The following is a 23561-nucleotide window of genomic DNA, read 5'->3' on the forward strand; positions in this document are numbered from 1 at the left end:
GGCAATTTCAGGGTTTTCAAATGATTCATCTTCCATGACATGGCACCAGTGGCAGGTGGAATAGCCCACCGACAGGAAGATGGGCTTGTTTTCCCCTCTTGCTTTTTTAAAAGCCTCCTCCCCCCATGCAAGCCACGCAACGGGGTTCAGTGCGTGTTGCAGGAGGTAGGGACTTTTTTCTGCTATCAGGCTGTTTGGCTTGTTTTCTGGTGAGGTCATTGGTCGGGTGTTGGTAGCATGGTGAACAATATATCGATAGATAACCATCAATGGATGGTTGAAAGTTCTTGAGAATTGAAACCATCTGTGAACTCAGCCTGTTCTATAAAGGTTGAGTTACAATAATTAACAATGGTTAATGATGCTTGTCAGGATAATGAAAAGCGCTTTGAGGGGGAAGGGGATAGCCGTTGCGGCTTTTCTTTTGCCTGCTCTTCTTCTTTTTTGTGGATGTGCAGGCAATAATGGTCTGTCGCCTTTGCCGGAGGAGCCTCGTTCAACTGTTCAACTGGAGAAAGGTATGCATTTTAATGAGTTGACGCCCGAAGAGGAGAGGGTGATTGTTTATAAGGGAACGGAAAGAGCATTTACGGGAAAGTACTCCGAGAGCAAGGAGAGGGGCACTTATCTCTGCAGGCGCTGTGACGCGCCATTATTTCGCTCTACGGACAAGTTTGAATCGGGCACCGGTTGGCCGAGCTTTGATGATGCTCTTGAAGGTGCAGTCAAACAGCTTCCTGATGCGGACGGGCGTCGCACGGAAATAGTTTGTGCCAACTGCGGGGCTCATCTTGGTCATGTTTTTTTCGGGGAGGAGATAACGGCAAAAAATGTTCGTCACTGCGTTAATTCCATATCCCTCGGCTTTCTGCCGGAAGCAAAAGCTGCGTCGGTAACACAAAAGGCGATCTTTGCGGGAGGATGTTTCTGGGGTGTTGAGTACCATTTCAATAAGCTGAAAGGGGTTCTTTCCGCCAAATCAGGCTATACCGGCGGTCTGATTGATAACCCCTCCTATAAACAGGTCTGTACCGGTAGAACGGGACATGCCGAAGCTGTGGAGATAGCATATGATCCGGCCCTGGTCAGCTATGAAACGCTCGCAAAACTCTTTTTTGAGATTCACGATCCGACCGAACTGAACCGGCAGGGCCCTGACCGGGGTACGCAGTATCGGTCAGCCGTTTTTTATACCGATGAGGAGCAGAAAAAAGTGACTGAAAAGCTTATTGGTGAGCTGAGGGCCAAAGGATACAAGGTTGTGACAACGGTTGAAAAGGCAGGAACATTCTGGCCTGCCGAGGAGTATCATCAGGATTATTATGAAAAAAATGGTCATGAGCCCTACTGTCATATCTATCAGAAGCGCTTTTAGTTGCGAAGTGGCAGTGTATAAAAGTGGTTTGGTCAAGAGTAAAAACGGTCAATCATAGTGCTGCTGGCAGGGATGAAGGCGGGTATAACCATTTTGAGTAATAAAAAAAGCAGGGCTAAAAGTTATCTCGAGCCCTGCTTTTTTTTATAGTTGTCGAAAAAGCTCACTCTTCCAGTGGCTTGTAGCAGAACCACCAGTCGTAGCAATTCTTCATTCCAGTGCGTTTCTTTGCGTCTTCAATGTTGTTGGCGGGCGGAATGATCACCTGATCTTTCAGCAATGAGTTGGTTGGCCAGTTTGCCGGAATGGCAACTTTTTTGTTGTCGGCAATCTGCAGTGCTTTGACGGCGCGAACCACTTCATCGATGTTGCGACCTATTTCTTGCGGGTAATAGAGGATGAGCCGCACCTTGCCTTTTGGATCCCCAATAAAGACTGCACGAACGGTATTGGATCCTTTTCCAGGGTGCAACATGCCGAGTTGCATAGCAATTTTGTCGTTGGCAGCTACAATCGGAAAGGTGATCTCGATATTCATGTTATCCTTGATCCACTCTATCCACTTGATGTGTGAAAAAATCTGGTCTATCGACATGCCAATAAGTTTGCATCCAAGCTTTTCAAAATCAGCCATTCTCTCCTGAAAACCAAGAAACTCTGTTGTGCAGACAGGGGTAAAGTCAGCCGGGTGGCTGAAGAGAACAAACCACGATCCTTCCAGATCTGCTGGTATGTTCATCGGCCCGTGAGTGGTTTGGACATGTAGCTCAGGGAAATCATCTCCAAGCAATGGCATATTGAGCTCAGAATAAAAGGGCTGTTCATCATAAAGATCCGACATGGCAAAACTCCTTTAAAGTTAGACGGTTATAATTTTCACCAGATAACACAAACAAGGTCACAACAAGATTTCGATTAAGAACAGATACCCCTCCTGCACGTTCCGGTATATCTCAATTTAACAGTGATTTATTATAAAAAGTTTTATTTGAATCAGGGAGGTGATTGCGGGTTGATCCGGTTGATCCGGTCGATCTCGTAATCATGTTATCAGTATATTTACCATCTGTTACGTTGAAGAAATATTATGTTGCATACTGAACTCTCCCTTACGCCTGCTCTTGCAGCAACTCAAGCACCTCCAGAATGGTGTTGCAGACTGAGTAGTAGCTGCCATGTTCTTCACTGACCATATGCTCGGCGGCAATACGGTCGAAAAAGAGCAGCAGCGGATTCCAGAAGCCATTGAGGTTCAGCAGGATGATGGGTTTGTTATGGTGGCCAAGATGTTTCCAGGTGATCACCTCAACCAGCTCGTCGAGAGTGCCGAATCCGCCGGGCAGAACAAGGTAGGCATCTCCCCATTCGGCGAGTTTCATTTTCCGCTCGTGCATGGTTTCAACCACATGCAGTTCGGTGAGGCCGTAATGGGCAACCTCCCGTTCTTCAAGAAAGCGGGGAATGATCCCTTTGACCGTTCCACCCCCCTCCATTACGGCATCGGCGATGCAACCCATCAGTCCGACCCGTCCACCCCCGAATACAAGGCCGATACCCCGTTTGGCAAATGCACGGCCAAGGTCTGAGGCAGCGGTAAAATAGTCGCGAGGGGCGAGGTTGCTTGAACTGCAGTAGACGGTTACAGATGAGATCATGGTGTAGTTAACGGTTAAGGGTGATACTGTCGCTGGCTCGTTGGTAGACATAGGTTTTCGGCTCTTCTATCTTTTTTAAAGAAAAGAGCCTGGAAGCTCTTTCCCATAGATCGGTATCTTCAGCGTACTCCATGTCGCTGAATCCGTCGAGCGCAAAAAAGAGCTCTCTTTTTCCGAAGAGGGTACCACAAAGGATGCACTCCCTGATACCGACAAGAGAGTCAGGATGATAACAGTCTTTGACCGTGATGGTTTCATCGCAGAGAAATCCTCCCGAGAGCATGGAAACATCCTGCATCTCTTCGATGAGGGTGATCCGCGTTTCGAGATGGTTTTTCAGATAGTGGTCGTCACTGTCAAGAAAGGTGATGTAGCGGCCGAAAGAGGCCTGAATTCCTGTGTTTCGAGCGAGTGCAGCTTTCCGGTTGCTCTGTTTCATGTACCGGATATTGGGAAATTTGAGAATGAATGGGTCAAGCTTTTCGAAGGTGTTGTCATTGCTGCCGTCATCGACAATAATCAGTTCCCAGTTACTGAAGGATTGGGCAAGAACGCTGTGTATAGCACATTCAAGATGATTTGCCCGGTTGAAGGTGGGCATGATAATCGAAATGTCGGGTCTGGAGATGCCTTTCATGGTCTTGCAGCTCTGATGGCAAAGGCGCAGACCAGCATACCGGCGACCAGAAAGTTCTGCGCAATGGCATTATAGCGTACATCCATTGTTGCTGGTGATTTTACGAGAGCAAACTGCAGGTAGAATTGCGGGACGACGAGTGCGCCGACAATGATTCCGCAGGTAGTTTGACCAATCAGGAACATATAGCCTGATGCAAGGAGCTGGCCGGCATTGATGAGCACTGCGGCAATCAGTGCAGCATGGGTTTCTCCGAAGACAACGGGGAGCGTTCTGATGCCTACCATCCTGTCACCCTCAATTGATTTGAAGTCGTTGATGGTCATGGTGCCGGTGCTTGAGAGGGTGAAAAGTCCGGCAACGATCAACGATGGCTGAAGCGATGAGAGGGTAAAGGAGGGGTTGTAGGCGATCTCTCCGGCTATCCAGGGTATGATAAGGTAGGAGACGGCAACAATGATATTGCCTGCCCAGAGCCTTTTTTTGAGTTTGATGGGGTTTGCGCTGTAGAGATGCGCATTAATAATGCCGATGACGACGTAAAAACCGATGAGCGGATGGATCAGATAACCTGTGATAACCGAAAAGACCGACCATAGGGCAATCAGGATGGTGGCATTTCTGAGTGAGATGGCGCCGCCGGGTATAGGGCGGTTTGGTTCGTTGATTTCATCAAGATCACGGTCAAAATAGTCATTCAGCATCTGACAGGTTCCACTTGCCAGAGGACCGGTCAGCAGCATGGCGAGGAGAAACTTTATGCTGATCACCTCCTTCCATCCAAAGGCTCCGCTTGCTACGGCTCCGCAGAGAAAGCTCCACATGACAGGAATCCATGTGACCGGTTTAAGGAATCGAATGATCAGTGCAAGTTTTGAGATGTTCTCAGCGGGCATTGGCCGGGCATCAACCAGTTTACGGACACTCAAGGGCGTTTTGAACTCGCTCCGATCAGGCAACTGAGGCTCTGAACTCTTTTTGGCACGAAAATCACTCACACGTACAGACTTAGGTTTGAGAAATGCTGACAGAGTGAAAATAACAGGTTAAACGGAAGAAAGGAATCATCTGTTGCAAAAGAGCACTCTTCTGTGTGCAATATCCTGAAATATCATGAAGATTTTTTTTAAACTGACAAAACAGAGAGGAACTTACGTTGTTATTCATGGTTGCAAAAATCTGTTCCTGTTTTCAACTCATTGTGCTAAAGAGGAGAGGTGTGTTATGGCTGGTCGCAGTTTGCTTGAGGAGATGAAGAAAACCTTTCTGTTTCATGCCATTGCAGCCCATTTCAGTAATGGGCTGATTCCTGTTGCGGTGCTTTATCTGTTGTTGACCCTTTCAACCGGGAGTATCTATTTCGAGCATACCGTCGAACATCTTATTGTCATTGTTCTGATGGCTGTTCCGGTATCTTTTTTTTCAGGCGTTCATGACTGGAAGAAGAAATATCGGGGGGCGAAAGCGCCTGTGTTTATCAAAAAAATAAGGTTATCCGCTCTGCTTTTTCTTTTGTGTGCATCTGCTGTTGCTATCAGGCTTACCATTCCCGAGGTGATGACCGGTCAGGGTATTGAACACTGGCTCTATCTTGCGCTTCTTTTTTCCATGTTGCCTGTTGTGACGCTGCTCGGTCACTACGGAGGAAAACTGTCATCCCAGTCAAGGCAGGCTTCCAAACCGGCATGAGAAAGGGAAGTACTCATTACCAACCGTGAAAATGAACGTGTTTCATGATCGATAGTAACGTGCTGCTTGCGTTTTTTACGACGTCAGTAATTCTTGCGCTCTCTCCCGGCCCCGACAACCTTTTTGTTTTGGCGCAGTCGGCCCAGAATGGGCGTAGAGCCGGGCTTTTTGTAACACTCGGTCTTGCAACAGGGCTGATTGGACATACGGTTGCTGTTGCTTTTGGTCTTGCGGCCATCGTGCATTCGTCGGCGCTCGCATTCACCATTCTGAAAGGTGTGGGTGCGGCATATCTGCTTTATCTTGCATGGCAGGCACTCAGGGCAGCGGCGTTAACCGGGCAGGGGGAGCCGGTTCAGGCTTACTCAATGGGGGCGCTCTATCGCCGGGGGATTGTCATGAACTTGAGCAATCCCAAGGTATCGCTCTTTTTTATGGCGTTTTTGCCACAGTTTGCCGATCCACGTTATGGCTCCATGAGGGGGCAGTTTTTCCAGCTTGGAGCTGTTTTTATTATGGCAACTATCCTTGTTTTCGGTGTTATCAGCTTTTTTGCCGGTGGGTTCGGCGACAAGTTTCGCAATGCAGTTTCTGCTCAAAAAACAGTTAACAGGGTAGCCGCTTTCGTATTTATTGCTCTTGCCATTAAGCTGGCAGTTTCGGAACGATAAAGCAATATCTTTTGTCTTGCAGGAATTCGTTATTTATGATGGAAATATGTACAATGAAGCGATGTTTGTTTTACCCTCGCTTGAAACCAAAAGAACACTCTACCAGACCAATGCCAGACCAGATCCTGATATCTGCGATTTTCCGTTCACGGAAACGGGCCTTCTGTATCTACAGGAAGCCTCCCCTGTCACTATTCCGACAGATAACGTGTTTCGTTGTTTTTTTTGTCATAGCCGTTACGATCACTCCTCTTTTTTTGCTTGCACAAACAGGTGATGATTCGTTGCGCTCACCGTTTCCAATAAACTCATATATCGTAAAGGAGCGAGGTGGGTCTAAATTCCTGATGGCAAAGGATATAGAGAAATCCGTTTCCCCGGCAAGTCTTACCAAGATACTGACTTGTATCATGGCAATTGAAAGTGGTCGACTGGAAGAGGATGTGCTGATTACCAAAGAGTCGACCCTTGTTGAACCCTCAAAAGCGGGGTTTAAACCGGGTGAGAAAATCAGGCTTATCGATCTGGTCAAGGCGGCGATGGTCAACTCAAGCAATGATGCTGCATTTGCCATAGCCATACATCTTTCCGGCGATGTTGAATCATTTGTAGCGGCAATGAACTACAGGGCACAACGGATTGGAATGAGAAATTCCAGGTTCACCAACCCTGCCGGTTTTGATAAAGCTCTCTACGCTGGCAATAGTTCTACGGCAGAGGATCTTTTACATCTTACGGAATATGCAGTTAAAAATCCTGTTTTTAACCAGATCGCCCGGCTTGAACAGGTTGTTTTTACGGAGCAGACAACGCGCAAGGTTTATTCCCTGAAAACCCATAACAAGCTTCTTGATAAATATCCTTATGCTGTTGGTATTAAAACTGGTTATACTTCGACGGCTGGAAGGTGCCTGATTGCCAGAGCGATCAAGGATAACCGTGATATTCTTCTGGTGATGCTGAATGCGAAAACAGATCGATGGACTATTGCCGCTGATATTTTTGACTCGGTTTTTGCAATCAACCGACCGAATGCTGACTGGCTGCGTCAATCGAATCGGAGAAATTCCGGTGTATCAAGGGTTGGTCAAGGAGTGTATAGTATGTCGAAGTCCAGATATCAGATGAAAAAAAAGGTGACGAATGGGGCGAAACAAGGTCATAAGCTGAAAAATCGAGGGGTTGTTTCAGCAAAATCGCTCAAAAAAAACAGAAAGAGAGTGGCGCGTTCCTATGCATCGGTGGTTGGGTGTCATGTCGCTCATGATGATGCGAGTTCTTGAACAGTAATGCAACCATACCAGACAGAGAAAAAAATGATCAAGCATATCGTTATGTGGCGGCTTAAGGAGTTTGAGCAGGGTCATGATAGGCAAACCAATGCTCATCTTGTCAGGGAGAAACTTACCGCATTAAGGGGAAGGATTCCCGGGATGATGGCTCTTGAGGTGGGAGTCGATTTCAGTCGGAGCGATAGCTCTTGCGATATTGTGCTGTACAGTGAATTTGTTGACCGTGAAGCCCTCGAAGCCTATCAGATAAATCCGGAACATGAAGCAATAAAGCCCTTTATCGGCAGTGTCAGTATAGAACGCAGGATTGCTGATTACGAGGTGTCGGTGTAAAACCGAAGGTGCCGATATAAAACCGATAAAGAAGCGGATGTTTTCCCGTTCTCCGCTTCTTTATGGCGTTCTTATTCTTATTGCTTATCCCTGAACGATGCATTCTGCCGGGCAGACAGCAGAGCAGGCTGGGGAGTCAGCGTATCCTGCGCATTCGGTACAGGTACTTGCGTCGATAGAGTAGATATCGTCGCCAGCAACAATTGCGTTGACCGGGCATTCTGGTTCACAGGCTCCGCAGTAAGTGCATTCTTCAGTAATGTAAAGTGCCATAGTGATTTCCTAACTTAAATGGTTGTAAAAAAAAAGGAAAGAACGATTCTGGATAATTTCGTTCAATATAAGATTTTTTTTTAGCTCAAAAAAAAATGGAGCATCACTTAAGGTTATTTGTGCGGCACAATAATCAGACCATGATGATGCAGCCATCAACCGGGCAGACCGCAACACATGCAGCTTCATCATAATAGCCTTTGCAATCTGTACACACTGCTTCATCAACGACATAGATGTCTTCGCCGGGGGTAATGGCGTTTACCGGACATTCCGGCTCGCATGCTCCGCAATAGGTGCAGGTATCAGTAATTCGATGTGCCATGGTTCTCTCATTCAGGATTTATGGAAGATTGTTTTTCTTTGTTGCCATAATTGATGATTTCATCTGTTTTCACGCAATAGTTTAACCTGTTAACCTGAGAAGTGAAAATAAAGTTCTGCTGTTGTGTCTGTCAGGGCTTTTTTTGTTCGTGGATTTCGTAGGCATTGATGATATCGCGCACGAGCTTGTGGCGGACAACATCACTCTTATCCAGATAGACAAAGCTGATTCCCTTGATATTGTTCAGGATTTCGGGTGAACTGATGAGCCCTGAATTTATCTCCTTTGGCAGGTCGATCTGGGTGACATCACCGGTAATGATCGCCTTTGAATTCAGCCCAAGTCTTGTGAGACACATTTTCATCTGTGTATTTGATGCATTTTGAGCTTCATCGAGAATGATGAAAGCGTTGCTCATTGTTCTTCCTCGCATATAGGCGAGTGGAACAATCTCGATAACGCGCTGTTCTATGAGAAGTTTCAGCTTTTCGGCAGTGAGCATCTCCTGAAGAGCATCATAGAGGGGGCGAAGGTAGGGGTCTATTTTCTGAGCCAGGTCGCCGGGTAGAAACCCAAGGCTTTCACCGGCCTCTACGGCCGGTCGTGCAAGCACAATGCGTTTGACTCTTTTGGCTTTCCATGCAGCGACAGCAATGGCAACTGCAGTGTAGGTTTTTCCTGTACCTGCAGGGCCGATGGCAAAAAGAATGTCGTTGTTTTTTGCCTCAGCCACCATTCGCCGCTGGCCATCTGTTTTTGCCCTGACGGTAGAATCTGTTGTTGTGATGATAATATCTTCATCGCCATGATGAGCTGCTTTCAGGGTATGAGCAGGTGAGAGCGCAAGATTGATCAGTGCGTTCAGATCAGTGTCGAGCACTTCGCCATGTTTATTGGCGAGCAAAATCATCTCACTGAAAATCCGTTCCAGCAGGGCAACCTCTTCGTCTCTTCCTCGAAGAGTAATCTGTGTTCCCCGTGCAGTGATCTGTATATCGGAAAACTCATTACGAATTTTTTTCAGGAGGGAATCGTAGGGTCCAAAAAGAATGAGCGGTTCAATGCCCTGAATTTCAATGGTTTTTTCTATGGTCAAAATAACAGGGGGTTATGCATTGGAAGTGGGCTTTGTGTAGTCAAAATATGGATTGGCAGATGCGAGGTAGTGTTGCACATATTCTCTAATACCATCCTCGATTGAGGTGAGCGTTTCGCTGAATCCTGCCTCTCGCAGCCGAGTGATATCCGCGCAGGTGTAGTACTGATATTTATCACGAAGGCTCTCCGGCATGGGTGTGTAGTTGATGAGGATTTGACGATCAAGCGCGGAGAACGTTGCAGCCGCAAGGTCATTGAAGCTTCTTGGTGTTCCGCAGCCGATATTGAAGAGTCCGGTTGCTGAAGGGGTTTCAAGCATCCATGCCATAATTCGGGTACAATCTTTGATGTAGACGAAATCCCTTGATTGTTCACCATCACGGTAGTCTGGCCTGTGCGATTGAAAGAGATTCAATACCCCATGTTCGCCTATCTGATGAAACGCCTTATAGACGACACTGCTCATATCTCCCTTGTGATATTCGTTTGGGCCGTAGACATTGAAGAATTTCAGACCAGCGGCATGATTGAGGATATGGTGCTTCACTGCCCAGTGGTCAAAGAGCTGTTTGGAGTATCCATACATATTCAGTGGTCGGAGTGCAGCCATCCCTTCAATGGCATCACTGTATCCGTTCGATCCGTCACCATAGGTTGCTGCGCTTGATGCATAGATAAGTCGTACTTCATGCTGCATGCAGAACGAAGCAATTTTTTTTGAGTAGCCGAAATTGTTGGCAAGAAGATGGTCGGCATCGGTTTCTGTTGTCGAACTATTCGCGCCCATATGGATGATAGCCGAGATCCCTTCGAGTGCATTTCTTTCGAGCAGGCCGGGAAAAAGCTCTATGGGAATAAAATCGGCAAAATGAAGTCCGGAAAGATTGCGCCATTTTTCTGTGGTTGTGAACCCAAGATCATCGACAATGATGACATTCTCTTCACCTCTTCTGTTGAGCTCCCAAAGCATGGCGCTTCCAATAAATCCTGCGCCGCCAGTGATAACAATCATGGAAAATAAAATATAGATTTGATGCGGTAGCATCGAATATAAAGAGGTGGGTACAAATACAAAAACAAAAGATAATCTTAAAGTTAATGGTTCAGTGACTCACGTACCGCTTTTATGAGCGCATTTAAAGAAAATGGTTTTTGAATGAAATGTGTCCCGGTATCGATCATTTTGTGATTAGAAACAATGTCTGTTGCATACCCTGACATAAAGAGTGTTTTCAGATCTGGTCTGATTGACTGCAGTTTTCTGGAGAGTTCATTGCCGTTCATTTCAGGCATAATCACATCGGTCAGAAGCAGGTTTATGTTGCCTTTATATTGCTTTATCATCTTGATTGCATCACTGGGGGTCGTGGTTGGGAGTACCTTGTATCCCCTGCTTTCAAGCATGAGCTTGCAGAGTTTCAGTATATCAGGCTCATCTTCGACTATGAGTATTGTTTCTGTGCCTCTCTTTTTTTCCGGTTCAGCCTGTTGTTCACTTTCAACGGGATCAGCAGAGTCATTAAAGAGGGGAAAAGAGATTCTGAAGCATGTTCCCTTACCTGGATTGCTTTCACATTCGATAGAACCGTTGTTCTGTTTTACAATGCCATATACTGTAGAAAGTCCCATTCCGGTGCCTTTTCCCACCTCTTTTGTGGTAAAGAATGGTTCGAAAATATGGGGCAGATCCTTTTTTTCAATACCGGAGCCATTATCGCTGACGGCAAGCGTTACATAGTCACCGGGTGCAAGGTAAGGAGGAATGGTAGTACCATCAGTTTGGTCAATGGTTACCAGAGAGGTTTCAATGGTGATTTTGCCTGAACCAGCGATGGCATGGCGTGCATTGATGCAGAGGTTGGCAAGAATCTGGTCGATTTGTGCGGGATCGATCTTGACTTTAATGGGCCTTTTTTCGGGTATCCAGACCAGCGAAATATTCTCGCCGATCAAGCGCCTTAACATTGGCAGCATCTCCTCGACGACACTGTTTATTTTGAGAATTTTTGACATCACGGTTTGCTTTCGGGCAAATGCGAGAAGTTGATGGGTCAGATCGGCAGAGTGTGAGGCCGCTTTGTGGATGATCTCCAGATTGGCATAAATCGGCAAGGCGGGTTCAAGAAGTTCCATGGTCATTTCGGTATGTCCAAGAATCACAGCCATCATGTTGTTGAAATCGTGGGCAATACCTCCGGCAAGCTGTCCCACCACCTCCATTTTTTGGAATTGCTGAAGCTGGCATTGCAATTTTTCCCGCTCCTCGTCGACAAGCTTTTTGGCAACGATGTCCCATGCGATGCTTGCAAGCATGGTGACCCAACGGATATCATCGTCATCATAATCGGATGGTTTATTGACAACTACCAAAATGGCAATGATCCGATCTCCTTGCAGCATGGGAACAACCAGCGTTCGTCTGATAACAGGGTGGGATTGCGGAAGATTATCCTGATATTTATTGCGATCGTAACTATTGTTAATTACAGCTTTTTTTTCCCGCATGATATCAGCCCAGAACTCGGCATTATTCACTGAAGGATGATGTGATTGGCCAACCTCGCTGACAATGTGTTTATTTTTTTGCATGTTGGACGACATGACCTGTATCGTGCGGGATGGGGTAATATTTTCGATAAAGTGACAAAACCCCAAGGCACTGTTTGTCTGTCGTTCAGCTTCGTTGATGGCAGTCAGAAGTAATGTTTCCACAGATTGGGTCTCAGCCATTTCGATCAGGTGCAGGCGAAATGCCGAGAGGGCTTCAAAGTGCTTGCGTTGATTGATATCGTGAATAATACAGTAGATAAAAGCTTTGCCCGTTATCTCGATTTTATTGGCGAATATCTCTACATCACGGATGGAACCGTTCGCTCTGAGGTGACGAAATGAAAAATTGAGTTGTTTTGATGCCAGCCATTTTTTCATGATCTTGTTTACCTCATCGGCAGGGAGAGCATTGATATCATGGAGATGCATCTTTTTGAGTTCTTCAATTGACCAGCCATAAAAGTCCTCAGCCGCTTGATTGGCATCAACGATATTGCCGTTATCAGGATCCAGAATAAGCTGAATGGCTGAATGGCTTTCAAAAAGCTTCCGGAATCGTTCCTCGTTTTCCTGTAACGCTTTTTCTGTTTGTTTGCGTTCGGTAATGTCAATACCCATTCCGACAATGAATGGCTTATCATCGATGATGAAGCGCTTTCCGGTCATGATGAGCCAGCGATACTCCGGCCCTCCCCGCAAGAGTACCCGTCCTTCCCCGGTTACTTCAGTACCAAGGGTGAGAATGTCCCGCATGCTTTCTGCGACAACATGCTGATCGTCGGGATGAATGGTCTCAATGGCATGAAAACTCCCCATCTCTTGTTCAGTTTTTCCGGCAATTTGTTCACGCTGATACGAATTCCATCCTACATATTGTCCGTTGGCATCCAGAATGTAAAAGGTGCCTGGAATGGTGTCGATAATGGTTTTACTGAAGGTCTGCTCATTTTTCAGACTCAGCTCTCTTAACTTCAGCTCAGTCACATCCTGGATAATAATTAACAGTTGAGTGACTTGTCCTTCTGATGAAAGGGTTGGATAGATGGTGTTGCGCAGGATTCGGTTGTTTCGTTCATCCTCCCAGGATATTTGCCTGGCTGTGCAGATGGCCTCGTCGGCTTTTTCTTTTCTTCGTGATGCAAGTTCAGGAGCCAGCAAGCTGTACATATTGGTGCCGATGCACTCGTGCACTCTTTTTTGAAAGCGGGAAGCAAAGGTTTCGTTGGCGTCAAGAATGGTACCCTCAGTATCAATGATAAGCACAGATTCGGGAAAAGATTCAAACCACGCAGGAGTGGCTCTCTGGTAAGGTTCTACAGTCATTCAGGCCTCAGTTATCTTATTGTTCTGCATGAAGGTTAGATCTTCTTTCTGAAAATCATTGCTTTTTCAGTTCGTACCAAAATAATCAGGTCAAGTTATTGCTTCATTCCGGTCATGATCTCCTCGCTGAGCCATGAGTTTTGCATGGAGCAACTGAACTTGCTGAAAAATAAATAAAAAAACCCCCCTGAGTATAACGAATACATCTCTCCATGCAATTTCTTTCATGAAATCGATCTGGATTGAGTTTGTGCCTTGGAGGTATGATTGCTGGGTGTCATGTGGAGGAAGTTGTCGTGCTGAATGGTATCTCCCGATTCAGTACGACAACTTTGTAAAATCTTATTATTAGTACTGTATCCTGTCGTTAACTTGCCTTTAGGTGCCCTAAAACCACTGGATTTTGATTTGCCAGAGACAAGATTTTCCTTCCCCATAACAGCCACAGTCTTACGGTTTCAACTGGCTTTCCAACAATCTCTGCTATCTGAAGATGTTTCAGACCAGATATTTCGCTCAACAGAACGGAGAGTTTCATATCTGCTGCCCAAGGAATCAATGAATCGAGAGGTTGCAGATGGCACTGGTCGCTCTTTTCACCTGTACAGAAATCAGTGTATTGACCAAAGCGGTTTACGTAACATTCACGGAAGCTTTTGAGCAAAACTCTTTCCTCGCTTTCCATACTTGCAGAGAGGTAAGTACAGTAAACCAGGTCGCTTGATACATCCTCGCTTCCCGTCATCCAGTATGCAAGAGAGTATATATTATCGAGAAGATCAAGAGCACTCTTTTTCATCTTTTTCATGTCTGACCCCATTATAATTGGATTTAATTTGTCCTATTTTAATTTATAAAAAAAATGAGGATTATCCAGATTTATTTCAAGAATTGTTTGAAAAAGATGTTTTTTAAGGATAATAAGGTGGCTTTCGGCATTAATGGGTTTGCTCTGTCGGTTTGGCCGTTTTCGAACAACAACATACAGTGGTAATATGAAGAGAGATATACAGTACCTTCTTAATCCGGCATTACAGAATATTGCGACCTATCGGGTTGAGGGGGGACAGCAGGCTGAGATAAAGCTGAACCAGAACGAAAGTCCTTTTGATGTGCCGATGTGGCTCAAGGAGGAGATTACAGGAGAGTTTATCAAGGAACCCTGGAATCGGTATCCGGATATTCTTCCCTACAGGGGAATGCAGGTTTATGCGGATTTTCTTGGCATTTCGCCTGATTCCGTAATGATGAGCAACGGATCGAACGAAATGCTCTACACCATATTTCTTGCCTGTCTTGGACCTGGCAGGAAGGTGCTGATTCCTGACCCTTCATTTTCGCTGTACGAAAAAATTGCGCTACTTCTTCAGTCGCAGATTGTCACGGTTCCCATGCTTCCTGATCTTGATTTTGATCTGGAGGCAATTCTGCGTACTGCACATGATGAAGCTGTTGATTTTATTGTCATCTCCACACCGAACAATCCTACAGGAAAATCACTCACGTTTGAAGAGGTTCGTCTTATTGCACAATCTTCTGATGCCATCGTTCTGGTTGATGAGGCCTATATTGAGTTCTCACGGCAACGCTCTGTTCTTGAACTGATAGACGAACTGCCGAATCTTGTTGTGCTTCGGACTATGTCCAAAGCAATCGCTCTGGCAGGAATTCGTATTGGTTTTGCGCTTGCCAATCCTCTTCTGATGGCTGAAATCGCCAAACCGAAAATTCCTTTTGCATCAAGCAGACTTGCCGAGATAACACTTTCAATGGTGCTGGCAAATTACTCTCTTGTTACTGACGCTGTATCCTATATTCTACATGAACGGGAAAAGCTCTATACCGCAATGCTTACCATTGATGGTGTTGAGCCTTTTGTGAGTGATACTAATTTTTTGATTATCAGAGTCTCCGATGCGGGTTCCGTGTTTCAAAACCTTCAGAGCCAGGGTATTTTGGTGAGAAATGTTTCCGGTTACCGGCTCATGGAAAACTGCCTGAGATTTAATGTTGGTCTCGTTGATGAAAATCAGCAGCTCATTGCAAAACTGAGGCAGTTTTAGCCATGCAGGGCTTCAGAAAATTATCCGGTATTGAGATGAACCGACTGAGTGTGGAGCATTATTGCCAGTCGCCAAAGCATCCTCTTGTCTTGATGCTCCATAATATTCGCAGTATGTGGAATGTCGGTTCGATGTTTCGTTCGGCTGATGCTGCAAGGATCGAAAAAATTATACTTTCTGGCTATACGGCAACTCCGCCAAGAAAAGAGATCGCCAAAACAGCTCTGGGAGCACAGGATACGGTTGTTTGGGAGTATCATGCCGATCCACTTGAGGCTGTTTGCAGCATGAAGCGAGAGGGTGTGAGAATTTGTGGATTGGAGATTACGGAGGGAAGTCGTCCCTACACGGCAGTGAATGCGGGGGATTTTCCAATCTGTCTTGTCGTCGGTAATGAAGTGGATGGTCTTGAAAATGAGATACTTGATTCATGTGATGATGTACTTGAAATCCCCCAATACGGGACCAAGCATTCGTTAAACGTCGCGGTTGCTGCTGGTATTGCTCTTTTTGAGTTGGTGCATGTTTTTAGAAGAAGTGTGTAACTTTTTGTTTTTTGTTTTTGTTTTGTTTACTTGGAGACTAATCGCTTATAACCGCGTTTTTCGATGCTTCATTACAAGACATATGAGTTGGATGATCCGGAAGCTCCCTGGGTTGTTTTTGTTCACGGGGCTGGAGGCAGTTCTTCAATATGGTTTATGCAAATAAAAGAGTTCATCAGGCATTTTAATGTTCTGCTTGTTGATCTCCGCGGGCATGGCAAGTCGAAAAGCATTGTTGTTCCCAAAGATAAACACTATTACGACTTTGGGGATGTTACCCGTGATATTCTTGAGGTTCTCGACACTCTGAATATCCAGAAAGCACACTTCATCGGCATTTCACTCGGAACCATCATTATTCGTAATCTCAGCGAAATTGCTCCCGGCAGGGTCACTTCCATGATTATGGGTGGGGCTATCATAAGGTTGAATGTACGGGCAAAAGTGCTTGTTACCCTTGGAAACATGTTCAAGAGGTTCGTTCCCTACATGTGGCTTTACAGTTTTTTTGCGTGGATTATTATGCCAAGCGAGCGACATAAACGCTCAAGGTTGCTCTTTGTCAATGAAGCCAAGAAGGTGGCTCAGAAGGAGTTTATGCGCTGGTTCACATTGACCTATGAGATCACGCCACTGTTAAAATATTTTGAAGAGAAAGATACAGCAATTCCTACGCTCTACCTTATGGGTGACGAAGATCATATGTTTCTTCCTGCTGTTCGTTACATCATAACGAAACATACCAATTCGTGGCTTGAGGTGATCGGAAATTCCGGTCATGTCTGTAATGTCGATCAACCCAAGGAGTTTAATTCCCGCGCGATTCACTTTTTGAAAAGCATGTCGTCGGTCACCTCGACTGAAGAATCAGTAGTACGTTTGGCAGCCTGTTAGGTTACAGGCTTGTTGTAGTTGTTCATGGCATGTTCAATCCCGTTGATTGTAAAATCAAGAGCGGCATCGCTAGTGATCGGCAGTATTTTTTCCATGACCACCTTTTCATTTTCACTGAATTTTCCGAGTACAAAAGAGGAAAAAGAGGTTAATGACGTTTCGTCAACTCTGATACCAATCCGCAAACGGGCAAATTCTTCACTTCCGAGCGATTCGATAATGTGCTTCAGCCCGTTCTGTCCCCCCGCAGACCCTTTTGCCCTGAGCCGTATGGTGCCTGAGGGAAGATTGAGGTCATCACAAATTATCAGTATGTCATTTCTCACGATTTTGTAAAAATTCATTGCCGCTACGACTGCGTGCCCTGAGAGGTTCATATAGGTCATCGGTTTAATTATGATGACCTGCTCTCCTCTGTGTGTGATTTTTGCTTCAAGGGATTTCCCCTTTCCCTTACTGAAGTTTGCCCCGAAAGAGGCAGCAATTTTTTCAACAGCAGAGAAGCCGATGTTGTGCCTTGTACCGATGTACCGGGATTCAGGATTTCCGAGACCCACAATGAGTTTCATAGCAAAAAGAGTAAATCCGGAGGGGTGGTTCCGGTATTGAGGCAAAAGAGTTCAAAGAGGACGGGATAAATATACGGAGAGGAGTGGCAAAATCTGTAACAACCGTTCATTTCGAGTGTTAAAAACAGGAAATACTCTCCGGTTAAATCTTGTGATATGCTTGGGAAGTTCTTCAAAAGCTATTGAGATTCATGAAAAAAGTTGCAAATTAGAGCTTCCTGTTTGTGACAGGAGAGTTCCTTGTCATGGTTCTGTTGATAGTATTTTTTTTCTTGAATTAAAAAAAACAATGAAAAAAAAAGTACAATGAAAAAACCGTTCAATGTAACATGGTTGGCCAGAGCTGTATCAGTTCTGGGAGGCCTTGGTGTGTTGCTGCAGGCCCCGAATGCCTTTGCCAGCGAGGCAGATTTGATCCTGCCTGATTTACACTCAGGTCTTTTTTTTGGTGGAATACCTGGTGACACCCTTTTGATGTGGGGTCTTGCTATCTGCCTCTTCGGTATGCTCTTCGGTGTAGTACAGTACATGGGTATCCGCAAACTCCCTGTTCACAATGCAATGCGCGAGATCAGCGAACTGATCTACGAAACCTGTAAAACCTATCTGATTACGCAGGGCAAATTCATTCTTGTTCTCTGGGTTCTTATCGGTGCCATTATTGTCGCCTACTTCGGCTGGCTGAGCCACATGGAGACAATAAAGGTTGTTTTCATTCTTGTTGCAAGTCTTATCGGTATTCTCGGAAGCTACACTGTTGCCTGGTTCGGCATGAGGATCAACACCTTTGCAAACTCAAGAACGGCATTTGCCAGTCTTGGTGGCAAACCCTTCCCGACCTATGCCATTCCGCTTCGGGCAGGTATGAGTATCGGTATGCTGCTCATCAGCATTGAGCTGTTTGTCATGCTTTGTATTCTTCTTTTTGTTCCTGCCGATTTTGCTGGACCTTGCTTTATCGGCTTTGCTATCGGTGAATCTCTCGGTGCTTCGGTGCTTCGTATTGCTGGTGGTATCTTCACCAAGATTGCCGACATCGGTTCCGATCTCATGAAGATTGTCTTTAAGATCAAGGAGGATGATGCCCGTAACCCTGGCGTTATTGCTGACTGTGCCGGTGACAATGCCGGTGACTCGGTTGGACCTACGGCTGATGGTTTTGAAACCTACGGTGTTACCGGTGTTGCCCTCATCTCCTTTATTCTTCTTGCCATCAAGGCACCTGAAGTTCAGGTCATGTTGCTTGTCTGGATATTCGCCATGCGGCTTGTGATGATTCTCGCCAGCGCGGTCTCCTACTGGGTCAATGCAGCTATTGCCAGAATGAGATTCAGCAATGCCGACGAGATGAACTTTGAGACCCCGCTGATCACGCTGGTGTGGCTTACCTCCGTTGTCTCGATTGTGCTTACCTACATCGCATCCTGGTACCTGATCAGCAATCTTGGTGATGGCACCATGTGGTGGAAGCTCGCATCAATCATCACCTGCGGAACCATTGCCGGTGCTCTTATTCCTGAACTGGTGAACCGCTTTACCTCAACAGAGTGTGCCCACGTCCGCAACGTTGTGCAGTGCACCAAAGAGGGTGGAGCTGCCCTGAACATTCTCGCAGGTCTTGTTGCCGGTAACTTCAGCGCTTACTGGATGGGCCTTGCCATTGTCGGCCTTATGGGTGCAGCCTATGGCCTCAGCACCCTTGGCATCACTACTCTTGGCCTTACTCCCGAGCTTATTGCCTCGCAGGGGCTCCTGACTGTTGGCATCGATAAGGTGATCATGCTTGCACCTTCTGTTTTTGCTTTCGGTCTGGTTGCCTTCGGCTTCCTGAGCATGGGCCCGGTCACCATCGCAGTTGACTCCTACGGTCCGGTTACCGACAACGCACAGTCGGTCTATGAGCTTTCATTGATCGAAAATGTTTCGGCCAAAGAGATTGAGAGTGAGTTTGGTTTCAAGCCGGACTTTACCAATGCAAAACGCTACCTTGAAGCCAACGATGGTGCAGGTAACACCTTCAAGGCAACAGCCAAGCCGGTGCTTATCGGTACTGCTGTGGTCGGCTCGACCACGATGATCTTCTCAATCATCATGATTCTTACCAACGGTCTTGCTGATGTTTCGGCAATCGCCAAACTCTCCATTCTGTCGCCGCCATTCCTGCTCGGTCTTATGATGGGTGGCGCGGTGATCTACTGGTTTACCGGTGCCTCAATGAATGCGGTGACTACAGGCGCTTACTTCGCCGTTGAATTCATCAAGAAGAACATCAAGCTTGATGCCTCCGTTGAAAAAGCATCTATTGAGGACAGCAAGAAGGTGGTCGAAATCTGTACGAAGTTTGCGCAGAAGGGCATGATCAACATCTTCCTGACCATCTTTTTCACGACGCTTGCCTTTGCCTGTCTTGATTCATTCTTCTTTATTGGCTACCTGATCTCCATTGCTCTTTTCGGTCTCTACCAGGCTATCTTTATGGCCAATGCTGGCGGTGCGTGGGACAATGCGAAGAAGCTTGTTGAAACCGAGCTCAACGCCAAAGGTACCGAGTTGCATGATGCATCAATTGTCGGTGATACGGTCGGCGATCCGTTCAAGGACACCTCTTCGGTTGCTCTGAACCCGATCATCAAGTTCACCACGCTTTTCGGTCTGCTTGCCATCGAGCTTGCCATCAAGCTTCCTTCGCAGCTTGCCGTCAGTCTTGCAGCGATTTTCTTCCTGCTTTCGCTGGTTTTTGTCCATCGCTCCTTCTTCTCCATGAGAATCAAGGTCGACGAACACTAAATTGTTGTTTTTGCACCAGGCATTTTTCCCCCGGTGCAAACAAGAGGAAGCCGCAGCGATGCGGCTTCCTTGCGTATGAGTCACTCGATTTCGATTCCGTACGTATCAAGTAAACCCGTCACGCCAGGAATTGAAAATCTTGCCTTTCTGAGACGGTTTGTTTCCGGGTTGATGGAATAGTTTAAAGCCGAACGGAAATCTGCGGTTTCGAGGTTGGAATGAAAAAATATCGTCTGGAGCAGGTCAGAACCATCAAACTTTGCTCCGCTCAAGTCAGCTTCACTGAAATCAGCCTCCTGCAGATCACAATTTATGAAGCGCGTGTTTTTCAGCTTCAACCCTGCAAAGAGTGACAGTTTCAGGATACAACGATCAAAATCAAGATCCAGCATAAATTTCCGGCAATCACTGAACAGTACACCAAGCAATTTGCAGTTCACAAATTTCACCTTCTGCAGGCTGCTGTTTTTGAGTTTGGCCAGGCTGAGATCGCAACCCTCAAACCGGCAATCGATCATTCTGACACCGGAGAGATCGGCGCTGTTGAAGTTGCAGTGAATGAAGGCACACTGTTCATAACTGCCCTCCCTTTCAAGAGTCTGAACCCCTGTAATTTTTTCCATGATCTCCTTTATAAAAATAAATTACAACTGTCTGCCAGTTCTGTTCCTTTTACATATTTGGCTTGTACCTCGTCCCGAAAACACTCTTTGTGAGAAATTGCATTTTCTCTTGATCTCTTCAAAGAAGTTCAAAAACGCTTTGTCTCTCTTCTGTTCTCAAACTTTACTGCTCTATCGCTCTGAGCGTTTTGCGTTGTTCCGGGCGTAAATATTGCCATGAGGGCGACTTTTGATTTCCTTTCTTTATAAGTTAATACGTTTTTATTATAGCCGGGCATTGACAAGGAATTCCTTATATTCAGAGACAACGGTGTTCAGCCTCTTGATTTAATTTCGGTTAAAAAAAGTGAGAAGAACCATGCTTACCGATATCACCTCATCATCATTTTCTGCGCTGCATTTTCTGCTCTTTTTCTTTTTTACCGTGCTCTCCGTTACACCCAATAGTGCAGAGGCAGCAAGCCTGAACCTTCAGGAAGATAAGGTGATTCAGAAGTTCAAAGATGAAACAGCCCGTCTGGAAGCAGAAACCGCAGCCATCAATGCCCAGAAGGCTAAAGTTGATGCGGAAATAGCACTCATCAAAGCGCAGACCGGTACGGTATCCGACTCAGGATATAAGGGAGAAGCTTCATTGGTAACAGATGCCGGGAAAGCTGAAGCTATGATGCTTGGAGCAGTAGCCTTAAACAAAATTGCCGATAAATTTGCGGCTCAACTAAAAAAAGATCTGCCATCGGCAAAGACTTTTTTACTCTATAGTGATAAACTTCCGGATTTTCACGCCCTTGCTTTATTTAATATCCGGTATGAAGCCTTGAAACAGCAGGCAAAACAAGAGGCAGAAAAAGGCGAAAAGAGAGATGTGGCGAATGATGAGTCGGGAAGATCTGTGAAAAGTGCGCCATTTTTGCCTGTTATAGGCAAAGTAGGCTCAACTCTCGATTTTACAAAAAATCTGCTCTCGTTCTTTAAAACAGACTACAGCTTTTCTCCTGTAGATATCTCACTCGATAATGCCATGCTGCTCAACGCGCTGGCTCTTTCTGTAAGAAAGGAATACATCGCTTCTCGCTCAGTGAAGGTTGAACTGCCTGAGTTGTATGATGTTGATCTCTGTTTGCCTGGGCAGAAAGTTACAGATCAACTGCAGGATATCATCGGTTGGGCAGCAGTTGATACAAAAGATAAGGCCTGTTCACAAGAAGCGAGGGATTTTCTGACAAAACTGACAACCCCTGATGACAAATACCACACCATTCTTGCAGATGTGGTTCGCCAGGCAGCGATCAAACAGAAGCTTGAAGTCCAAAATACCGTTATGATACTTTTGCAGCCAACGAAACTCTCTGGAACGACCTATACAAAGAAAAATATTCTCTCTTCCCTTGGGGCCAATCCATTCCATGTTATGGGAGGGGCTATTGCAAGCTATACTGCGTTTGATGGCCCGACAGGTGCCGTTGTCAGTTCAATGTTGTTTCCATGGCATGGCGGCTATCATTCTGTTTCAGAAGTCCAGAAAATTGTCAACAGTGACATGGAGTCCGGGTACAGTCAGTAAGTAGTCGGTGTCAGCAGCTTCCTGCAGGCTGTTATGTACAGGATTTGCGGCAAAGAGATTTGATAACCAGATATTATGCTTTATTTTATGACTTAACCGTCGTTGTGCGGGAACTCTCTGTAGTTTTGTGGATTTGAGAGTAAACCGGGGTTAGCGACGTTGATTGTCTTGAAACTGTAACCATTTCTGAACTGTGAATACTTCTTTGCACTCTCCGCCAAGACGGCATGAACGTGTTTTTGTTGTTGGAGCCACTGGATATATCGGGAAATTTGTTGTGCGTGAACTGGTTGCCAGGGGATATGATGTGGTGAGTTTTGCCCGTGAGCGTTCAGGTGTTGGTTCGATGACGAGGGCTGATGAGACTCGTGCCCAGTTACAGGGTTCCGAGGTACGGTTCGGGGACGTAAGCAACATGGAGTCTCTGATGAAGAATGGTATCTGCGGGGAGCATTTTGATGTGGTTGTTTCCTGTCTGACTTCTCGCAATGGGGGTGTGAAGGATTCGTGGAATATCGACTATCAGGCCACACGCAATGCGCTTGACGCAGGCAAGGCTGCGGGAGCGACCCATTTTGTGCTGCTTTCAGCAATCTGCGTCCAGAAGCCGTTGCTTGAGTTTCAGAGAGCGAAACTGAAATTTGAGCAGGAGCTGAAAGAGTCCGGTTTGACCTGGTCTATTGTTCGTCCGACAGCCTTTTTCAAGTCTATTGCCGGTCAGGTTGAGTCGGTCAAGAAGGGCAAGCCCTTTGTAACGTTTGGTAATGGAGAATTGACCTCCTGCAAGCCGATTAGTGAGTCCGATCTGGCGCGATTTATTGCTGATTGTCTCGAAGATTCAGAAAAGCAGAATAAAATTCTGCCCATTGGCGGTCCAGGAAGGGCGATTTCTCACAAGGAACAGGGTGAAATGCTTTTTGAGCTTCTTGGTCGCACGCCAAAGTTCAAATATATGCCGATTCAGATGTTCGACGTGATTATTCCTTTGATGAGCCTGCTTGCAAAGATCTTTCCAAAATTGCAGGATAAGGCTGAGTTCGCCCGTATTGGCAAGTATTACTGTTCAGAGTCCATGCTTGTACTCAATCCGCAGACAGGGAAATATGATGCTGACATGACGCCATCCTATGGCAGTGATACGTTGCGCGATTTTTACAAAAGAGTTTTGAAAGAGGGGATTGCCGGACAGGAGCTTGGTGAGCATTCGATGTTCTGAAGAGAGGAGATTTATTGTAGAGGGAAGGAATAGTGCATTTGTTTTGTTCTTGTTATGCTGTGGAGGTGATGGTGTATGG

General features: G+C 46.0%; 24 protein-coding genes (1 of these 24 running past the window's edge). 11 read left to right on the forward strand and 13 right to left on the reverse strand.

Features of this window, described 5'->3' with window-relative positions; translation table 11 throughout:
• Window positions 1–267, reverse strand: partial view of a thioredoxin domain-containing protein gene (locus PPHA_RS05690; RefSeq protein ID WP_012507907.1) — the 5' end (the start) only. 1947 nt of this gene lie to the left of the window's left edge; only the first 267 of its 2214 coding nucleotides appear in the window; the start codon lies at window positions 265–267; its stop codon lies off the left edge, out of view.
• 253 nt (window positions 268–520) lie between these two features.
• On the opposite strand from PPHA_RS05690, the gene PPHA_RS05695 reads away from it, so the two are divergent.
• The gene (locus tag PPHA_RS05695) at window positions 521–1375 is read left to right on the forward strand and encodes a bifunctional methionine sulfoxide reductase B/A protein (protein WP_041526721.1); all 855 of its coding nucleotides are present in this window, start codon (window positions 521–523) and stop codon (window positions 1373–1375) included.
• A gap of 163 nt (window positions 1376–1538) precedes the next feature.
• Here PPHA_RS05695 and PPHA_RS05700 read toward each other — a convergent pair whose 3' ends face one another.
• From PPHA_RS05700 to chlG, 4 genes are all read right to left on the reverse strand, one after another.
• Entirely contained in the window at window positions 1539–2216 is a 678-nt protein-coding gene (locus PPHA_RS05700; RefSeq protein WP_012507909.1) for a peroxiredoxin, read from the reverse strand.
• 268 nt (window positions 2217–2484) lie between these two features.
• On the reverse strand, window positions 2485–3030 hold the full coding sequence (locus tag PPHA_RS05705; protein WP_012507910.1) for an LOG family protein: 546 nt from the start codon (window positions 3028–3030) through the stop codon (window positions 2485–2487).
• A gap of 7 nt (window positions 3031–3037) precedes the next feature.
• On the reverse strand, window positions 3038–3667 hold the full coding sequence (locus PPHA_RS05710; protein ID WP_012507911.1) for a glycosyltransferase family 2 protein: 630 nt from the start codon (window positions 3665–3667) through the stop codon (window positions 3038–3040).
• Complete coding sequence (chlG, locus tag PPHA_RS05715) at window positions 3664–4665, reverse strand: chlorophyll synthase ChlG (protein WP_012507912.1); 1002 nt, start codon at window positions 4663–4665, stop codon at window positions 3664–3666. The genes PPHA_RS05710 and chlG overlap by 4 nt, the downstream gene beginning before the upstream one ends.
• 226 nt (window positions 4666–4891) lie before the next feature.
• On the opposite strand from chlG, the gene PPHA_RS05720 reads away from it, so the two are divergent.
• The 4 genes from PPHA_RS05720 (at window position 4892) to PPHA_RS05735 (ending at window position 7652) form a co-directional block, all read left to right on the forward strand.
• Entirely contained in the window at window positions 4892–5356 is a 465-nt protein-coding gene (locus PPHA_RS05720; protein WP_012507913.1) for a hypothetical protein, read from the forward strand.
• 44 nt (window positions 5357–5400) lie between these two features.
• On the forward strand, window positions 5401–6027 hold the full coding sequence (locus PPHA_RS05725; RefSeq protein ID WP_012507914.1) for a LysE family translocator: 627 nt from the start codon (window positions 5401–5403) through the stop codon (window positions 6025–6027).
• 347 nt (window positions 6028–6374) lie between these two features.
• Window positions 6375–7310 carry a D-alanyl-D-alanine carboxypeptidase family protein gene (locus tag PPHA_RS05730; RefSeq protein ID WP_397233814.1) on the forward strand — a complete coding sequence of 312 codons (936 nt, stop codon included), beginning with the start codon at window positions 6375–6377 and terminating at the stop codon, window positions 7308–7310.
• A gap of 33 nt (window positions 7311–7343) precedes the next feature.
• On the forward strand, window positions 7344–7652 hold the full coding sequence (locus tag PPHA_RS05735) for a Dabb family protein (protein WP_041526723.1): 309 nt from the start codon (window positions 7344–7346) through the stop codon (window positions 7650–7652).
• A gap of 84 nt (window positions 7653–7736) precedes the next feature.
• Here PPHA_RS05735 and PPHA_RS15030 read toward each other — a convergent pair whose 3' ends face one another.
• From PPHA_RS15030 to PPHA_RS05760, 6 genes are all read right to left on the reverse strand, one after another.
• A complete protein-coding gene (locus tag PPHA_RS15030) occupies window positions 7737–7925 on the reverse strand; it encodes a 4Fe-4S binding protein (RefSeq protein WP_012507917.1) in 189 nt (62 codons plus the stop codon).
• A 133-nt stretch (window positions 7926–8058) separates the two neighbouring features.
• Window positions 8059–8250, reverse strand: coding sequence for a 4Fe-4S dicluster domain-containing protein (locus PPHA_RS05740; protein ID WP_012507918.1), 192 nt, complete (start codon window positions 8248–8250; stop codon window positions 8059–8061).
• A 130-nt stretch (window positions 8251–8380) separates the two neighbouring features.
• Window positions 8381–9346 carry a PhoH family protein gene (locus tag PPHA_RS05745; RefSeq protein WP_012507919.1) on the reverse strand — a complete coding sequence of 322 codons (966 nt, stop codon included), beginning with the start codon at window positions 9344–9346 and terminating at the stop codon, window positions 8381–8383.
• A 12-nt stretch (window positions 9347–9358) separates the two neighbouring features.
• A complete protein-coding gene (rfaD, locus tag PPHA_RS05750) occupies window positions 9359–10360 on the reverse strand; it encodes an ADP-glyceromanno-heptose 6-epimerase (protein WP_012507920.1) in 1002 nt (333 codons plus the stop codon).
• Between the two features lie 83 nt (window positions 10361–10443).
• A complete protein-coding gene (locus tag PPHA_RS05755) occupies window positions 10444–13221 on the reverse strand; it encodes a PAS domain-containing hybrid sensor histidine kinase/response regulator (RefSeq protein WP_012507921.1) in 2778 nt (925 codons plus the stop codon).
• A 367-nt stretch (window positions 13222–13588) separates the two neighbouring features.
• Complete coding sequence (locus tag PPHA_RS05760) at window positions 13589–14029, reverse strand: RNA polymerase sigma24 factor (RefSeq protein WP_041526724.1); 441 nt, start codon at window positions 14027–14029, stop codon at window positions 13589–13591.
• A 187-nt stretch (window positions 14030–14216) separates the two neighbouring features.
• Between PPHA_RS05760 and hisC the strand changes: the two genes are divergently transcribed.
• From hisC to PPHA_RS05775, 3 genes are all read left to right on the forward strand, one after another.
• Window positions 14217–15284: a histidinol-phosphate transaminase gene (gene hisC / locus PPHA_RS05765; protein WP_012507923.1), complete on the forward strand. Its 1068-nt coding sequence runs from the start codon at window positions 14217–14219 to the stop codon at window positions 15282–15284.
• Window positions 15285–15286: 2 nt separating this feature from the next.
• Window positions 15287–15829, forward strand: coding sequence for an RNA methyltransferase (locus tag PPHA_RS05770; RefSeq protein WP_012507924.1), 543 nt, complete (start codon window positions 15287–15289; stop codon window positions 15827–15829).
• A 63-nt stretch (window positions 15830–15892) separates the two neighbouring features.
• Window positions 15893–16723, forward strand: a complete 831-nt coding sequence (locus tag PPHA_RS05775; RefSeq protein WP_012507925.1) for an alpha/beta fold hydrolase — start codon at window positions 15893–15895, stop codon at window positions 16721–16723.
• Here PPHA_RS05775 and pth read toward each other — a convergent pair.
• Window positions 16720–17292: an aminoacyl-tRNA hydrolase gene (gene pth, locus PPHA_RS05780; protein WP_012507926.1), complete on the reverse strand. Its 573-nt coding sequence runs from the start codon at window positions 17290–17292 to the stop codon at window positions 16720–16722. The genes PPHA_RS05775 and pth overlap by 4 nt on opposite strands.
• Before the next feature lie 306 nt (window positions 17293–17598).
• On the opposite strand from pth, the gene PPHA_RS05785 reads away from it, so the two are divergent.
• The gene (locus PPHA_RS05785; protein ID WP_012507927.1) at window positions 17599–20079 is read left to right on the forward strand and encodes a sodium-translocating pyrophosphatase; all 2481 of its coding nucleotides are present in this window, start codon (window positions 17599–17601) and stop codon (window positions 20077–20079) included.
• An 80-nt stretch (window positions 20080–20159) separates the two neighbouring features.
• Here PPHA_RS05785 and PPHA_RS05790 read toward each other — a convergent pair whose 3' ends face one another.
• Window positions 20160–20702 (reverse strand): pentapeptide repeat-containing protein, encoded by a 543-nt coding sequence (locus tag PPHA_RS05790; RefSeq protein WP_012507928.1) that lies wholly within the window; start codon window positions 20700–20702, stop codon window positions 20160–20162.
• A gap of 358 nt (window positions 20703–21060) precedes the next feature.
• Here PPHA_RS05790 and PPHA_RS05795 point away from each other — a divergent pair, with 358 nt between their 5' ends.
• Both PPHA_RS05795 and PPHA_RS05800 read left to right on the forward strand, forming a co-directional pair.
• Window positions 21061–22266 carry a hypothetical protein gene (locus PPHA_RS05795; protein WP_012507929.1) on the forward strand — a complete coding sequence of 402 codons (1206 nt, stop codon included), beginning with the start codon at window positions 21061–21063 and terminating at the stop codon, window positions 22264–22266.
• A gap of 193 nt (window positions 22267–22459) precedes the next feature.
• Complete coding sequence (locus tag PPHA_RS05800) at window positions 22460–23482, forward strand: NAD(P)-dependent oxidoreductase (RefSeq protein WP_012507930.1); 1023 nt, start codon at window positions 22460–22462, stop codon at window positions 23480–23482.
• Window positions 23483–23561 lie beyond the last annotated feature (79 nt).

Origin of the sequence: Pelodictyon phaeoclathratiforme BU-1 (assembly GCF_000020645.1) — a bacterium.
In the GTDB taxonomy this organism is placed as follows: Bacteria; Bacteroidota; Chlorobiia; order Chlorobiales; family Chlorobiaceae; genus Chlorobium; species Chlorobium phaeoclathratiforme.